General features: G+C 45.9%; 8 protein-coding genes and 1 pseudogene. 4 read left to right on the forward strand and 5 right to left on the reverse strand.

All coding sequences use genetic code 11. The features are described 5' to 3' along the window. Nucleotides 1-276, forward strand: a pseudogene (locus tag QUB51_RS28430) (hypothetical protein); the annotation flags it as partial. 411 nt (nt 277-687) lie between these two features. After that, nucleotides 688-1,698, forward strand: coding sequence for a J domain-containing protein (locus QUB51_RS28435; RefSeq protein WP_333057740.1), 1,011 nt, complete (start codon nt 688-690; stop codon nt 1,696-1,698). Between the two features lies 1 nt (nt 1,699). Here QUB51_RS28435 and QUB51_RS30525 read toward each other — a convergent pair whose 3' ends face one another. Further along, nucleotides 1,700-2,467: an RNA-guided endonuclease InsQ/TnpB family protein gene (locus QUB51_RS30525; protein ID WP_445243077.1), complete on the reverse strand. Its 768-nt coding sequence runs from the start codon at nt 2,465-2,467 to the stop codon at nt 1,700-1,702. 882 nt (nt 2,468-3,349) lie between these two features. On the opposite strand from QUB51_RS30525, the gene QUB51_RS28445 reads away from it, so the two are divergent. Then, a complete protein-coding gene (locus tag QUB51_RS28445; protein WP_333057736.1) occupies nt 3,350-5,080 on the forward strand; it encodes an NAD(P)H-quinone oxidoreductase subunit 4 in 1,731 nt (576 codons plus the stop codon). Between the two features lie 67 nt (nt 5,081-5,147). On the opposite strand, the gene QUB51_RS28450 is transcribed toward QUB51_RS28445, so the two are convergent. The 4 genes from QUB51_RS28450 to QUB51_RS28465 all read right to left on the reverse strand — a co-directional run bounded on the left by QUB51_RS28450 (nt 5,148) and on the right by QUB51_RS28465 (nt 14,827). Further along, nucleotides 5,148-6,812 carry an NB-ARC domain-containing protein gene (locus QUB51_RS28450; protein ID WP_333057735.1) on the reverse strand — a complete coding sequence of 555 codons (1,665 nt, stop codon included), beginning with the start codon at nt 6,810-6,812 and terminating at the stop codon, nt 5,148-5,150. Between the two features lie 442 nt (nt 6,813-7,254). After that, nucleotides 7,255-9,228 (reverse strand): ABC transporter ATP-binding protein/permease, encoded by a 1,974-nt coding sequence (locus QUB51_RS28455; RefSeq protein WP_333057734.1) that lies wholly within the window; start codon nt 9,226-9,228, stop codon nt 7,255-7,257. 221 nt (nt 9,229-9,449) lie between these two features. Beyond that, entirely contained in the window at nt 9,450-10,289 is an 840-nt protein-coding gene (locus QUB51_RS28460) for a DUF1361 domain-containing protein (protein ID WP_333057733.1), read from the reverse strand. Nucleotides 10,290-10,549: 260 nt separating this feature from the next. Next, nucleotides 10,550-14,827 (reverse strand): PAS domain S-box protein, encoded by a 4,278-nt coding sequence (locus QUB51_RS28465; RefSeq protein ID WP_333057732.1) that lies wholly within the window; start codon nt 14,825-14,827, stop codon nt 10,550-10,552. Nucleotides 14,828-15,275: 448 nt separating this feature from the next. On the opposite strand from QUB51_RS28465, the gene QUB51_RS28470 reads away from it, so the two are divergent. Continuing rightward, nucleotides 15,276-16,643: a TldD/PmbA family protein gene (locus QUB51_RS28470; RefSeq protein ID WP_333057730.1), complete on the forward strand. Its 1,368-nt coding sequence runs from the start codon at nt 15,276-15,278 to the stop codon at nt 16,641-16,643. Nucleotides 16,644-16,936 lie beyond the last annotated feature (293 nt).

The following is a 16,936-nucleotide window of genomic DNA, read 5'->3' on the forward strand; positions in this document are numbered from 1 at the left end:
CCGTCCTTTTTGGACGGGCGGGACGCCCATCCCACAATAACAATTAAAATTGTAAGTTATTTAATTCGCGATCCTAAGATTTGGAGTGGGCGATCGAGCTTCGATCGAAAAGTTTGTAGGCGTAAGGCGGGGCGTAGCCATCGCACAGCGCCCCGGAAAAAAAGACCAAAAAAAGATCGATCGTCCGCGCAAGTCAACCCTCCTGGGCTCGCACCCGCAACAGCAGCAGCTTTCCCCCCTCACCTCAATCGGGCTGCCGCCTCCCGAAAGCCCTAAGCCTCATAACTCCCCAAAAGTTTTCGCCACAGGAGTTTCACAGTCTCCAAGCTCACAGGTATAGCAACGGCACATAGGGTAAGGACGTTCTTAATTGATGAAAGCATTGTTTTTACTGTCGAATGCCAAAAGCATTTCTAGAGGCTGCTGCTCTGGCTCCCTTGTGCACGAGAGAGGCGAATGCTATAAAATCTTAAACAGCAGGGGAGTGCGGAAATTGCGATCGAACGCCAAGCAACAACCGAACTCGATCGAGTCCAAACCTTTGATAACCTATAATTTGAATGAGATGCCGCAGGCACTTCTGCTACTGGCATTATACTAATGCGCCATCCTGCGGCTAATTTGGGATTTATTCTTTCTAACAACTAACAACTAACAAATAACAACTAATAAAGAGGGGATTGCTTAATGGCTGCAACAGATTTTAAAGACTATTACGCTATTTTGGGACTCAACAAAACTGCCAGTTCTGACGAAATTAAAAAAACTTTCCGCAAACTAGCCCGCAAATATCACCCGGACATGAACCCCGGCAACAAAGAAGCAGAAGCTCGTTTTAAAGAAGTAAACGAAGCTTACGAAGTGCTCTCAGACCCTGAAAAACGCAAAAAATACGACCAATACGGTCAATACTGGAAGCAAGCTGCCACAACTCCAGGCGGATGGCCGGGCGGGGGCAGTACGAATGTAGACTTTGGCGGGGTTGACTTCAGCGAGTACGGCAGTTTTGACGAATTTATCAATGCCTTGTTAGGTCGCGCAGGTAGTAGTCCTGGTAGTGCCCGCAACGCCAAGTGGAATTACAGCAACTACCGCAGCACCAGCGGCGGGCCCACAGGTTTTGGCGGATTTGAAGATTTCGCGGGGTACGAAAATCGCACCGCAGGAAGCTCTCTCGACACCGAGGTCGCCATTTCCCTGACTTTGGGGGAAGCATTTCGGGGAACTTCTAAGCGAGTCGCCACGGGGGAAGTTTCGATTCCAGCAGGAGTGAAAACCGGCAGCAAAATTCGGATAAAAGGCAAAGGTCAAGTTGACCCGTACACGAAGCAACAGGGAGATTTGTACCTAAAATTAGAAGTTTTGCCTCACGCTTTCTTCCAGTTTGAGGGAGAGAATTTGGTCTGCGAAGTGCCGATAACTCCCGACGAAGCGGTGTTGGGATCTTCAATTGAAGTGCCGGCGCCTGAAGGTATGATCACTGTGAAATTTCCAGCCGGGATTCGTTCGGGTCAGTCTTTGCGGTTGCGGGGCAAGGGATGGCCGAAACCGAAGAAAAACGAGCGGACTGATTTGTTGGTCAAAATTGCGATCGTGCCACCGAAAGAAATTAGCAGTGTAGAACGCGAATGCTATGAAAAAATCAAAGCAAATCGCACTTTTAATCCTCGCAGTAATCTCAATCAGATGGTGCTGTAAATTACCCAGCACGGACCTGAGTACAGCTACAGTGTGGGCTTTCAATAGCCCTGAAATTATCTTGCACCTTGCAAAACAATCTCGAACATAAGGGCTTATTTACGAAAGCCTCAATAGCAGCAATATTCTTACTGCCGTTTAAGTCGGCATCACCTTTCCATCCACAATGACCACAAGCGAACTTTTTGCCATTCCTATAAGACTCACCCTTTACAGGATGAATGTGATTGCACTTGTGGCACATTTTGCTGGTGTATCTAGGCTCAACAAACAGAATCTTTACGCTATGCTTTATAGCTTTGTAGATGAGGAATTGACGCAACTGAAAGAACGCCCAGCTATTACTAAGTCTCCGCTCTTTCTGCGAGCGTGGCTGCTGATTTGTGCGTTCCCTAATTCCCGTCAAATCTTCCAAAGCGATAACTTGATTTTTGTTCTTAGCCTTGGTTACGATACGGTGACTGATAGTGTGATTTACCAAAGTCTGAAAGCGCTTTTCCTTGCCCGACAACCGTTTCAACAATTCTCGACATCTACGCCGAGTGCTGCGCGTGCCTTTCGTGGCTTTTCGCTGGATATTTGCTCTCAACTTGGCATAATGATTTCTAACTTTGGTAATTTGTTTACCGCTAAATGTATCTCCATCAGAAGTAACTGCAATATCAGTCCTACCCAAGTCACAACCCAAAACTTGATTTCTGGGTGGAGGCTCGGCTGGCTGAGATTCAAGCTGAATATTAAGATAGTAACTGCCATTTTGCGTTTGCACAAAGTAGCAGTCTTGGGGTTTTGACCTTTCAGCAATCCAAGTTGGTAGTTTCCGATAGCCAGTACAAACCGTTCCCTACCACCAGTAGTAGTCAAACTTACTGTCCAATCTTTTTCCCTAAAAGAAAAGATACGGGTATCGTAAGTGACGCTAGTAGGAGCAAAGTTGTTAACAGGCTTCCCATCTTTTTTAGCTGTTTTTCTGTTACCAGAAACCCGTCTAATAGCATGGATTGCCAACTGCGCCGAAAGTCCAAACATCTCTCTGACATTGTGATAAGCTAATCCGCATTTAAATTGCAGGGTAAGATAAATTTTCACTTTTGTGGGGTGGGCATCTTGCCCGCCCTCAACATACAATTTAAATGCACAACAGCTTATACCTGCTGATTGCATCGCCAATTCATTTGTCAGGGTTGGTGGCACAGTTTGATTCACGTATTCACAAGCATTAGCGAATGCCTGAAGGGTTGCATCAATTTTGATGGAATGCTCAGGCGTTACTTGGAGCTTGCAAGGGGCGGGTTCACCGAAATATATGACACCCACCGACAAATCAGATAAACCCGCCCCATCCCATCGAGAAACTACCAGAACTATCCGTCAGAGCAACTCCGCCCTATGAAAAACTCCACTTTTAACCAACCCTCTACCAGAATAGGCGCCACCACAGGCAGATTGCGCCTACAAAACGCTATATTTTGTTGTTCGTAAGTCCTGAATCGAAAATCAAAAATCGAATAACCCTTGACGTGTGTAGCAATTCGTGATATTTTTGTCCGCGTTTATCGGGATATAAAAAATATTTATGAATAAATCTTAAGTTTTAATTAAATTTAGTATTATAATTTTGGTAACTTCCAACTAAGTATTTATTCTCAATATGATAGCGGATCAATTTCCTTGGCTGACCGCAATTGTCATCCTACCCCTCCTAGCTTCCCTCGCCATCCCTTTTCTGCCCGATACAGACGGCAAAACCATTCGCTGGTATGCCCTAGGCGTAGGTATTGCAGATTTTGTATTAATGTGCTGGGTGTTTTGGACTCATTACGATCCAAGCATCTCTACTTTCCAAATCGTAGAGCAATATTCCTGGATACCTTCTTTAGGTCTCAACTGGTCTGTTTCCGTTGACGGACTGTCAGTGCCGTTGGTACTGTTGGCGGGATTGGTGACGACGCTATCAATCTTTGCAGCCTGGGAAGTCGATCGCAAGCCACGACTATTCTACTTCCTGATGCTGGTGATGTACTCCGCACAAATAGGAGTTTTCGTCGCCCAAGACATCATGCTGCTGTTCATTGTCTGGGAACTAGAACTAATTCCGGTGTACCTGTTAATCTCGATTTGGGGCGGACAAAACCGTCGCTATGCAGCTACCAAATTCTTGATTTACACCGCAGGCGCTTCCATCTTTATTTTGATAGCTGCCTTGGCAATGGCATTCTACGGCGGAGGCACTCCCACCTTCGACATGGTAGAACTAGGCTTGAAGGACTACCCACTGGGTTTAGAATTATTCCTTTATGCGGGATTGCTGATTGCCTTCGGTGTGAAACTGGCGATTTTCCCCTTCCACACTTGGCTACCTGATGCCCACGGCGAAGCATCTTCTCCCGTGTCGATGATTCTGGCCGGCGTATTGCTGAAAATGGGCGGATACGGACTGATTCGCCTGAATTTGGAACTTCTTCCCCAAGCACACGTTTACTTTGCACCGATTATGGCGGTGCTCGGCGTGGTCAATATTATCTACGGCGCGCTGAATTCCTTCGGCCAATCGAACATGAAGCGCCGCTTAGCGAATTCGTCGATTTCTCACATGGGATTCGTGTTGTTGGGTATTGCTTCCTTCACGGATTTGGGAATCAACGGGGCGCTGTTGCAAATGATTTCCCACGGTTTAATCGCCTCAGTATTGTTTTTCCTGGCTGGCGTTACTTACGATCGCACCCATACAATGATCATGGACGAGATGGGCGAGATTGGGAAAGTCATGCCGAAAGTGTTTGCCTTGTTTACCGCAGGCGCGATGGCATCTTTGGCACTCCCCGGAATGAGCGGTTTTGCTAGCGAATTGTCCGTGTTTGTGGGCGTCGCAACTAGCGATATGTACAGCGGTTCTTTCCGCGCGGTGACAGTGTTCCTGGCTGCAGTGGGACTGATTTTGACGCCGATTTATTTGCTCTCGATGCTGCGACAGTTATTTTACAACTGTGGGACACTAGCGGCTTGCGACCTTGAGGATCTAAATCTGCAGAATCAAAGAAACAATCTGGATGAAGCGGTTTGTTTCGGTAATAGTTGCGTTTTGCCGGGTGATGCACCGTTTATTGATGCTAAACCTCGGGAAGTGGCGATCGCATTTTGCTTTTTGATACCGATTGTCGGCATTGGTTTTTATCCCAATATGGCGATGCAAGTCTACGATGCCAAGACTGTCGCAGTCAACGCAGAAGTCCGCCAATCTTACATCCAAATCGCTCAACAAAATCCTCGGATTTATGCGAATCAACTTTTGGTTCCCAAAATTGCCCAAGCTCAAAAATCCCCTGCTTTGGACAAAATTACAGGGGCTGAATCTGCATCGGTTTTTGGCATTGTCAAATAATTTTCTCGAACTCTGTTTTTGTTGAAAATTGGGCGATCGCTTTTGTCAAAGGGCGATCGCTTTTTTCTTAGCGCTGAATTTCAGAAATAATCTGCGCCAGATTCTCCCTAGCATATCCCACCTCAAGAATCGATTTATCATCGAGATCAGAGGCTACTTTTTTCAAGATATTTAGCGGTTCTTCAAAGCCTGTCGTCTTCACAAACAACACTTGCAACCGATTTTTTACTAATGCTAAAATAGAGCGACTTGGTTCGCCTTTATCCCCTTTCCGTTTAGCAATGTTGATGCTCAATTTGTGAGTTTTCAACAGCCGCATTCTTTCTATTCCTTGGGTCTTAACCGTCTCCAAAACCTCCGCTCGAATCTGATCGACTAATCTATCCGTCACATATTGCACGATCAAAGGCTGAAGCATAAAAACAGTTTCCCCGCCCTCACTAATTTTGTCAATCAGCGAGCGACGACCTAGAGAATCGAGATTTTTTAGCAAATCCGAAAGCGATGAATTGACCAACATCTGCTCTCGCAAAGTCGCCAGGGAAATCGGGATTTGAGCAATAGCAATCCAGTAGGCAATCTCTTGTTCTGAACTCGACATTCGATCGAACTGTTGCGCCAGCAAATTGCTGATATGTTCTTCAATAAATAACGCCGTAGCTTCCAAAAGCTTTAAAACATTCCCCTCGAAAAACTCGTTAATTGTTGTCGCTACAATCTTTAAGGCTAACAGATTGCCTCCGTACCGGGATAACAAGATTTCCAACTCTCGATCTTGAGGCGACAAACCTTTTTCTTGGAAAATTTCCCGCGCTATTTCCGAGGAAATAGCAGGTTTTAAAGACCGCACTTTTTCTCCCGCCAGCAAAGCCAGTTCCGTAGGCTCTTCCGAACTAACTAGCAGTAAACAGCTATTGTGATTGACCTCACCGAGCCGCACAATTAAATCTCGATATCCTTCGCAGCCTTCGCGATAGTGTCCCGCTAATTCTTCGGGTTTGAGAACCGCTTCAAAATCGTCTAAAATTACCAGACAGCGGTGTTTTCGCAGATACTCGACCAAGCGCGAAATTTTGCTGTTGAGGTCGATCCTCTTCGTTGGCGTAGCCCCCGTAGGGGCGAGATCCCCTAACGGCACATCGGGTTTTTGTTGGTTAGAAAAAAGTTGAATTAAGCTTCCTAGGAAGTCGGATGGTGCGGGTGTCGATCGCAGCGATCGCCAAATCACAAAATCAAACTCATTCTGTACCTGTGAGGCCAACTGCACCGACAGAGTTGTTTTGCCGCTACCAGCCAAACCAAGCAGCGCTACCAGGCGACAATTATCTGATACAATCCACTGCTTTAAAGTAGTTAATTCTTCAGTCCGTCCGTAAAAAACCGAAACATCCGGTGCTTGGCCCCAATCTTCCTGTCGGTGTCCGATGGCCATCTTCAATAGAGAGCCTTTACCTCCACTAAAATCGCTCGTTCCCCGATCGATGTGGTATGAAAACAGCAACTGATGCCTCAATTCCGAAAGCTTTCCAGGGCCATTCCCCCCGATCTGAAACTTTTTGTAAACTTCGCCTAGTCTTTTGCGAACGGCGATGTCGCTAATGCCAAGCTTGGTTGCGATCGTCGCCGTAGATTGACCGTCGAGAGCCATAAACACAGTTTCTAACTCGGCATCTGTGACACCGCGTTGTTTGGCGATCGTTTGCACAAAGTTTTGAGGAATCGGAGTAGTCAAGGTAGGAATCTCGTCTATACTAAAAATCTATCTTCTATTATATTGTGTGAGTTCTCGCGGGCGAGCAATTGAATCGAATCAGTCAACGTTCAGCTTGCTTTTAGTTGTTTAGACAGATTTAGATATTTATACCCAATTATCCATTGTGATACCAGTTTAAACTGATATCTTGCACCATTCTCAATTACTTGCTTAGGAACAGGCTTTCCGGCCTGTTCCACAAGAGATAAATTTTATTGTGAAACAGGCTGGAAAGCCTGTTCTTGACAATGGTGCAAGATGTGAATTTAAACAAAGAATGCAACTTTAGTAGAACCTATTGTAGGGTGGGTGGAGGCGCGGCGATTAATCTGTAGAACCAAACGATAAATCTCCAACCGCGCCTCCACCCACCGCGAACCAAAAACCGGGTCAATTTACAATTTTTGAAAGCAGCCCTATATCAGCCAAAAATTGTCGCACTAGCGCGGTATTCTCGGGCAGAAAGCAGCCGCCAACTCCCATCGCCCATAAGTTCCAAAACCTGCTGGTGATATTTCACTAAACTCAATCGGTGGCCCACACTCACAAACGTAGTTTTAGTGGCTTGCAACTGCTCGTATAAATATTGCTCGTTCTTCAAATCCAAAGCACTTGTCGCCTCATCCACAATAGCGTATCTGGGTTCCGTCAATAACAATCTAGCAAAAGCTAAACGTTGCTGTTCTCCCAGCGACAAAATCTCACCCCAATCTAAATTCGCATCAAAACCGCCCAATCTGTCCGGCAAATCTGCTAAGTTTACTGATGCCAAAACGCGGCGCAATTTTTCCTCATCAACCTCGCTGCTGGTATGGGGATACAAAAGTTGCGATCGCAAACTACCCAAAATCATATAAGGACGCTGCGGCAAAAACAGCATTTCCCCCAATTCCGGTCGCGCTAAACGCCCCGTTCCCGCGTCCCACAAACCCGCAATTGCCCGCAGCAAAGAACTCTTCCCAGCACCGCTTTGTCCGACAATTAACAGTCCTTCACCGGGCTGCACTGCTACCGACAAATCCCTAATTAAAGTCTTTTGATGCTGCGGAGTATCTAAAGTAACGTGCTCCAGTGTCAACTGAGAATCTACTACTACATCTATAGCAGTTCCTCCAGGACGAGATACCGCTTGTTTCGCTTCCAGAGTATCTGTAAATACAGTCAAACGATTGATACTAGCTGCAAAAGAACTCAGCGGCTCAATCTGAGTTACAATCACAGAAAAAGCGCGCAAAACCTGAGTGAAAGCAAAACCAGCTTGAGTGATATCTCCAAACTCGATTGTACCATTTTGATCTGCAAAATAAGTTGGAGCTAGAAACAAAGCCGGAATAATCACAACAGCATATCCGTATCCAGTTGTGAAATAATCCAAGTTTCGCTGCCAACCAATTAGCAAATTAAAATTGCGGAATACTTCCACAAATCGCTGCTTTATTTGAAATGATTCTTGCTCCTCGCCTCCATAAAAAGCAATAGATTCGGCGTTGTCGCGAATGTGAACCAGTCCGTAGCGAAAATTTGCTTCTTTTTTAAGTTGCTCGAAATTCAGAGGTACTAATCTTTGACCAAAAACTAGAGTAGCTGTCGTGCCCACAATAGCATAGATAATCAGAAAAATCGAAAGTTGTTTTGAGATAGACCACAGGATACCAGTAAAAGATATAATATTAACTATTGAACCAAGGATGAGCAGCATAAATGACAAACTTGTCCGGGTAAAAGAGCGGACATCTTCGGAAATTCGCTGGTCTGGATTGTCGATTTCCTTGTGTAAATTTATTTCGTAATAAGCCCGATTCTGAAAATACTTATCGAGGAACTTATTAGTCATCCACTCCCGCCAGTAGATACCCAATTTATCTTCGGTATACCGGTAAATTACCACAATGGGAGTGCCGACTATAAAAACCCCTGCATACACAAACAGATACTTCCAGTAATTGAGCTGGTCTTTCTTAGCTAGTGCTGTGTTAAAAAAGTTACCGACGTAACTAATTATTACATTCATACCACTGACTGACAGCGACAAAAACAGCAGCAAAGTCAATAAAGCCCAGGGCTGCCAGTGCGGTGTCAATCTGTCTTTGAACCAGACAAAAGCGCTGAAAGGAAGAATTAACATTAAAGCCACGATCGCAATTGCGGGCGAATTAATAATTCCTTTCAACAAAGTAACTAAGCCGGCTGCAATACTATTGACAAATTCGGGAAATAAGACTTGAGTACCCAAACATACAGCGCTGACGAGTACAAACATCGCAGCGAAGAGAAATATCAACAACAGCATCACTAATCCTAAAAAGATTCTGCCACTCCCAGGCTCTAAAGGATAAAAGTAAGGTTGAGCTATCGCAATAAATCTCTGCCACAACTGACGGTCAAATCGATTCATCTTTGCTGTTTACAAAACTACTTTGACTGTTCTAACATATCAAGTATTGTGACAAACGGCAGCAGTAATTTATGTCGGAGTTTCGCGAAAAATTTTGTCTCACCCAAAGACGGAAACTGGTTTTCCGAGTTAACTGGTGGAGACCCAAAATTTGGGAGCTTTGTTCAAGCTCTTATATTCATCTGTTAAATCAATTCTTTAATCTCAAATCTCAAATCTCTCTAGCTGGAAGAAGTTGCGCTATCGCCGGCCAAGTCCGACTGCAATTTACTGGGGTAAAATCGCTGGCTAATCCCTAAAATTACTTGTTTCATTAGCCAATACAAAACAGCAATTACTACAAAAGTGACAGCCATTACTAAAACCGGACGCTTGCCTATCAAATCGTTCATTACACTGTTAACCAGCGCATCGGGGTTAGTCAGAATGTCCCAAGTGTTGAAGCGGATAAATCGCCCTAAATAGATGCCGATCGCCGAAAGTGCGTGTATAGTTATCTCCGTTACCAGGATAAATCTACTCAAACCCTGTTGCTTCAAATAGTAACCCAAATTCATCACCGACAGCACGTAAGCTCCAAACCCGGCCAGCATAAACGCGAGATATTGGGGAATCAAAGCCAGAGTCACAGTCCACACCGAGTTCCCCTCTTTAATCTGGCGGATCAGGTGAATGATATCAGTTAAAACGTAGGGCGCATTGGGTAAAAATGCGATAAACCAGAAAAAACCGCCCCACCACCGGAGAGAGCGAACTCCGCGCTGCCGCAGTACCCAGATGTCTACAGCCATCAGTGCCAGTGTAATCGCGATCGCCCCCAAAACGTAAGTTTTGCCCACATCTTGCACTATGTGCCTCAGATACGCAAAAACAGGGCGCGTACTGGACAAAAAAGTAGCGCCTAGGAGAAAGCCCGTACCCCACAGCAGCCAGCGCGATCGAGGTTTGCGGAACAGCCAAAAACTCAGGCCCAGCGGCACTAAACCCAAAAACAAATTCCAAGACATCCAGCGGACATTGTGTCCCATTGCTTGCAGGGCTTCCAGGATTAATCCCATCATGTCAATTTTTATACAATTAAAGGTTTGATGCAGCACCGCTTCGTTAGCAGCTTCCGTCTATTTTAGTCTTTAAATTGTAGGGTGAGTCAGCTTATGGCCCCTGGCTGCGCGCCTGAAAATCAGGCTCTGCTGACGAATCCTACCACTGCGGAGTCAATCTCAAATCTAAAATCTAAAATCGACTGACGCACCCTACCACTGCGGAGTCAATCTCAAATCTAAAATCTAAAATCTAAAATCTAAAATCGACTGACGCCCTACTATTTATACACTTTGTCGATCGGAATCTCAATCTGAAAAGTTGTTCCGCATCCTATGGAAGAAATGCACTCAATCTTACCCTTGTGCTTTTCCACCACAATCGAGTGCGCGATAGACATTCCCAACCCCGTACCTTTCCCCACAGCTTTCGTAGTAAAAAACGGGTTAAAAATGCGATCGACTATCCCATCGGGAATACCCGTACCGTTGTCCGAAATTTCTACCCTCACAGTGTTCTGGGGGGTTACACCAGTGGAAATAGTAATGCGGCCACTCTTTGTCTCTGATTGTGGAACCGATAACTGGTGATATCGCTCTTCAATAGCATCAATTGCATTAGCAATAATATTCATAAACACCTGATTCAGTTGGCTGGCATAGCACTCCACCAGCGGCAGTTTCCCGAACTCCTTAATTACTTCAATTTCCGGGCGGCTGTCCCGACTCTTCAAGCGGTGCTGCAAAATTAACAAAGTGCTCTCAATTCCCTCGTGAATATCCACCGGCTTCATTGCCGATTCGTCCAGTCGCGAAAAATTTCTGAGGGACAATACAATTTGCCGGATGCGCTCGCTTCCTACCTGCATCGAACCCATAACTTTTCTTAAATCCTCAGCCATGAAATCCAAATCAATCTCTTCAATGCGATCGACAATTTTTGAATTAGGAGCGGGATACTCCTGTTCGTAAAGAGTAACAAGATCCAGCAACTGTGTAGTATACTGGTTGAGATAATCAATGTTAGCGTGAATGAAATTAACGGGATTATTAATTTCGTGAGCGATCCCAGCCACTAATTGCCCCAAAGAAGACATTTTTTCTGTTTGAATGAGTTGAGTTTGAGTAGAGCGCAATGACCGCAGCGCTGACTCTAAATCTCTGGCTTTTTCTCTTTCTCGTTCCTCGCTTTGCCGCAGTGCTTCCTCTGCTTGCTTGCGAGTCGTAATATCCTGGGAAACTCCAATTATTACCTTAGCCTGACCCTCCGCATTCCTACTAAAAATAGTATCCCGGCTTTGCAGCCACAACAATTGACCGTATGCTCCCTGTACCCGGTACTCAATTTCCCTAGTTTCGCCATCTTCAACTTCTGCAAAGCTCGCGTGATGTTCCACAATTTTAGGCAAATCTTCGGGGTAGATCAACTGAGGCATGAGTGACGAATCCATCGCTGTAATGTCGTCAAGGGTATATCCCAAAAGCCCGAACAGTGAAGTATTCGTGTAGATATTTCGCTGTTCTTCCAAGTCGTATAGATACAAAATACCGGGAGTAGCCTCGGCTACTTTTTGAATAAACTGCTGGCTTTCTTGCAATTCTAATTCAGCTTGTTTGCGATCGGTAACATCAACGGTGATGCCGTCCCAAAGAATATCGCCGTTTTCCTTAGCTTCAGGACGCGAATTTGTCTGAAACCAGCGAATTTTGCCTGAAGGTAGTACCAGCCGTCCTTCCCACTGCCAAGGTTGCAGATTTTGGGCAGAAATAGCAATAGATTCGTCGTAATTGTCGCGATCGTCGGGATGAACCAAATCTGTTAGCACAGCCGCATTTTTAATAATATATTCTGGTTCTAACTCAAAAAGTTCTCGGCAACCAGCACTTATGTAAGGAAAACAGGAAGAGCCATCTGCACGCAACAAAAATTGATAAATGATTCCCGGCAAATTAGCAGACAGCTTTTGGAATTTTGCCTCGCTTTCCCGCAGTGCTTCCTCTGCTTGTTTGCGTTCCGTAATGTCAGTAATTGAACCTACCATGCGGACTGCTTTTCCAGATGCGTCCCACAAAGCTTGTCCCCGACTCAATATCCATTTGTAAGCGCGGTTATAGCACCACAAGCGGTATTCGGTGATGTAATGAGGCGTTTTTCTCTCCAAGTGTTCTTGAAGAAGTTGCTGAGAACTCACTAAATCATCGGGATGTAAATTCGTATTCCATGTATTATTGTAATCGCTAATGTCACTATCTTCGTAACCAGTGATTTCCTTAAAGCGATCGGAAACAAAAAGTTCACCGGTTTGCAAGTTCCAGTCCCAAATGCCGTCATTGTTGCCTTTGAGTGCTAACTGCCAGCGTTCTTCAGTTTGCATCAATTGAGCAGTTCTCTGTTTCACTCTATTTTCGAGTTCTTGATTGAGCTGTTTGAGACTTTCTTCTGCCTGGTTGCGTTCGATCGCAATTCCTGCTAAATTAATCGACGCTTCTATCAATTGCAGATCAAAGTTTTTGGGGTAGCGCGGTTGGGAATAATACATTCCAAAAGTCCCCAAAACTTGACCCTGAGATGAGAAAATAGGAGTAGACAAGCAAGCTCTCAGTCCAAAACTCAAGGCTAAATCTCGATAATTTTCCCACAAAGGATCCCTGGCAATATCTGTAACGATTACCTGTTGGCGGCTAAAGGTAGCAGAGCCGCAGGAACCGACATCCGGCCCGATGGCTATGCCATGAATAGCAGCATTGTAACTGTCGGGCAAACTGGGCGCGGCTCCGTGCAGCAAATGTTTTCCGTCTGGAGCTAGAAGCAATATCGAACCGATGACATCTCTAGATTGCTGCTCGATAATTTTAACTAAAGTATTTAAAGTATCGCCCAGAGAAGCACCCTTAGCAATCATTTCTAAAATTTGTTTTTGACCCGTTAACCAATTTTCAGCTTGCTTGCGCTCCGTAATGTTGCGGGCTACCCACAGAGCCGTGTTTTCTTTCATTGGCGAAATGGTAGCGGCAAACCACGTTTGTACGCTGGCAAGTTCCAGGTTATATTCAAAAGTACAGGTTTGATTTCTAGCAAGGGCGGTGCGAATTTTATCGTGAAAAATATCTGCCATTTCTGGCTCGAATAATTCGCTGATTTTTTGCCCGGAAAATTCCGCCGGTGGCTTGTACAATAATTCTGGATTTGTCGGGGCAATTTTCAGCAAGCGTCCCTCAATATCAATCTCGAAAATTACATCGTTCATGGCAGCGAACAAAGCTCGAAGTTCCGCTTCAGAACCTTGCAGGGCGATTTCAGCTTGTTTGCGATCGCTAATATCCGTCCCGATACAAAGCAGCCCTGCCACATTTCCCTTCGCATCTAGTAAAGGTTTATTTGTCCACGCTATCCACACCCTTTCTCCATTTCTGCGGATGTTTTCATTTTCGTTTTGGAAGTATTTTTGCGGCTGTGCCAAACAGTCTCGAATCTTTGTCGCGAGGTCACTTTCAAATAACTCTGTTTTCGGTATAATTGTGCCGATCGCACTTTTGCCGATGATTTCTGCTTCTGAATACCCGAAAAAAGTTTCAGCAAACTCGTTAAAAAAAGTAATATTACCTTCACTGTCTAACTGCACAATCATGCTGTTAGCATTCTCAACTAATTGCCGGTACTTAACTTCGCTCTCCCGCAGTTTCGCACGGCCGTACACCCCGCTAAAAACTGCCACCCCAGTCAAAAGTGCCAGCAAGTCGCCTCCAAAGATCACCCACCCCCGAAACGGCGAATTCGCAGGCCATCCTCCCGCCGGAATTGCTGCCAACTGCCAGGAACCGTTGGGCAAAGTCACTTCCAGCAGCACGGGATTCTGCTCAAAAATTGACCCGTCACCGAAAAACACAGGGCCGGAGGCTCCCGAACCGTCTTTGCCCCGCAGAGCGTATTGCAGCTTCGCTGAGGAGTCGTTGAGTCCTGCTTCCTCAATGAGGGTATTTTTGTCGATGATCAGGCCTGTCAAGCCCCAGTAAACTCCTGTTTCTGCCTCGACACCGGAGGGTGTGAGAAAAATCGGCGATCGGCTGATGAAAGTCTCGTCCCCCTCCAATAATTTCACGGGCCCGGCTAGCAAAGTTTTTCTGGTTCGGATGACCTCTTTGACCATTTCCCGCTGTTCGGGTAGCGCCGTCAAGTCAACTCCGATCGCCGCTTCATTTCCCTCCCGCGGATAAATGTAAGCGACCGTCGTGCCTTTAACTAAAGTTATGGCGCGAATGCCCGGTTGCTGTGCCACCAGAATTCTCGCCGTCGCTGTAAACTCGGCTTCGGTGATGTTTGGGTTGTTGGAAAGGTAAGCCCCCACACCCCGCATCAAATACAGGCGGGAATTCAAAGAGCCTTCCAGCTTAGAACGGACTGTGCTGAGGCGATCGAGGGTGCTAGCGCGGTTGTAGTGAAAAAACCGCCGCTGTTCCGATCGATCTAAAATGCCAACTCCGACCAAAATTGCTATTGATGCCGAAATAGCTGCTAAATACGGTGAAATTTGGAATTTTTTAACCTTAAAGTATTCCATCTGCCGGGGGTTAAGGTATTTTTTTACGTCTTTAGATAGATTTAGTTTAGTTTGATTTCTCTAGGCAAATCCAAAATTTTCGGCATACCGGGCTTTTCGCAAGCGGGCGCGAGTTTGTTGTGTTCGAGGACGCCCGTCGAACGCGGGCCGCCAAGCCTCTCATCATCAATTCTATGGAAAAAGTTTTAAATCTCAAATCGACTGACCGAAAGTAATGTGGTCATAAGCCCCCGGATTCATTCTTTCGCAGACTCAGGACGGATCAATCTAAAATCTAAAATCTAAAATCTAAAATTGGTTGACTCGCCCTCGATGGGGTAGGACGCGCCATGCTCCCGCACCACACCGGTGGGGGAACGCGCACCCGAAAGACGGGAGTTATTAGCTAAAATAGGTTTAGCAATAATTTTTTTCAGCGCTACGGCTAATCATTCATAGGGGCAATTTGATGCAAGAACAGTTGATGGAAGCGATCGCACCTTACCGCAATCGCGTAGATTATCTAGAAGTTCGCCTCGAACAAAGCGAGTCAACTGCGATTAGTTTTCGCGGCCCTCAGTTAGATGCTGTCAACCGCAGTTTTAGTCTCGCCGGCGGCATCCGCGCCTGTCACAAAGGTGGCTGGAGTTTTGTAACTTTTAACGGTTTAGATGAATTAAAAGACCGCATTGAAGAAGCTGTAGTGCAATCTCGTTTGGTTGGTAGTGAAAAAACTCTACTAGCAGATGTCACCCCGATTCAAGATTATGTAGCGGTGGAATTGGGCCGCGATCCGCGCTCTATTACTCTAGCCGAAAAGCGGAAATTGCTCGAATCTTACAATCAGTTGCTGTTAGATCATGACCCGCGAATTCAGACGACAATGGCAGGTTACAGCGACAGATTTGGGATTACTTATTTTGTGAATTCTCAAGGGACTTGCATCGCTCAAGAGCGCTTGGACGTGACCGGACGTTTCGGAGCGATCGCCCGCGGCGAGGGCGGTGTCGTCCGCCAAGGGTTTGAGTCGATTCACTCGCGATCGGATTACGATGTCTTGACAAATATTGAAGATCGTGTTAAGAGTGCTGCCGTTCGAGCTGTAGGCCAATTAGAGGCAAAATCGGTGAAAGGTGGTCAGTATCCGGTGATTTTAGACCCTTATTTGTCGGGGGTTTTTATTCACGAAGCTTTCGGGCATTTGTCGGAAGCAGACGGCATTTACGAAAACCCGAAAATGCAGGAATTGTTGACTTTGGGCAAGCCTGTGGCGATCGAACAATTGAATGTAATTGACGACGCAACTGTGCCGGGATTACCCGGAACTTTGAAATACGACGACGAAGGCGTGCCCGCTCAGTGCAAGCATTTAATTAAAAATGGAGTTTTAGCCGCTCGGATGCACAATCGCGAGACTGCGGGCAAAATGGGCGAAAGTCCGACGGGAAATGCCAGGGCTCTGAGTGCTACTTTTATGCCTTTGGTGCGGATGACTAATACTGCGATCGAGTCTGGCGAACATTCCTTTGACGAAATGGTTGCCGACATTGACGAAGGAGTTTATGCAGTGCGGATGTTGGGAGGACAAACCAACGGCGAAATGTTTACCTTTGCGGCGGCTCAAGGGTTTATGATTCGCGACGGCAAATTAGCCGAACCCGTGAGCGATGTCACTTTAAGCGGCAATGTATTTCAGACTTTAAAGGATATTGAGTCGATAGGAAATGACTCGGTTTATGCCTACGGCGGTTGCGGTAAAGGCGGCCAGAGTGGCTTGCCGGTAAGTGTCGGCGGCCCCCATTTGCGGATTAAAAATGTCGTCGTCGGAGGAAGATAATCATTAGTAATTAGTCATTAATTATTAGTTCAAAACTTACGCAATTGGCACATGGTGAAGGCGTGTTCGCGCCCTCACGCCTCACCTTAACCAGTGCGGGACACGGACAAGTTGACAAACCACTTAAATCTGGTATTTACTTTCACTCCCGCTGAGTGCGATGTCGCAGGCTACCGCTACCAAAGGTGTAAATTTCCGCACATCAATTCGCACAACCAGGGGGAACGCATCTTATTGAACACTGTTCATCAGTGGTGAGTATATTTTGAGATAAATTCACCCTTCTTAGAAGC

The sequence above is a fragment of the Microcoleus sp. AT8-A3 genome, assembly GCF_036705675.1.
Taxonomy (GTDB): Bacteria; Cyanobacteriota; Cyanobacteriia; order Cyanobacteriales; family Microcoleaceae; genus Microcoleus.

Coding starts and splice junctions, on each gene's coding strand:
- QUB51_RS28460 (WP_333057733.1), bottom strand. CDS start 10,289: ATGATGGGATTAATCCTGGAAGCCCTGCAAGCAATGGGACACAATGTC.
- QUB51_RS28455 (WP_333057734.1), bottom strand. CDS start 9,228: ATGAATCGATTTGACCGTCAGTTGTGGCAGAGATTTATTGCGATAGCT.
- QUB51_RS28435 (WP_333057740.1), top strand. CDS start 688: ATGGCTGCAACAGATTTTAAAGACTATTACGCTATTTTGGGACTCAAC.
- QUB51_RS28445 (WP_333057736.1), top strand. CDS start 3,350: ATGATAGCGGATCAATTTCCTTGGCTGACCGCAATTGTCATCCTACCC.
- QUB51_RS28470 (WP_333057730.1), top strand. CDS start 15,276: ATGCAAGAACAGTTGATGGAAGCGATCGCACCTTACCGCAATCGCGTA.
- QUB51_RS28465 (WP_333057732.1), bottom strand. CDS start 14,827: ATGGAATACTTTAAGGTTAAAAAATTCCAAATTTCACCGTATTTAGCA.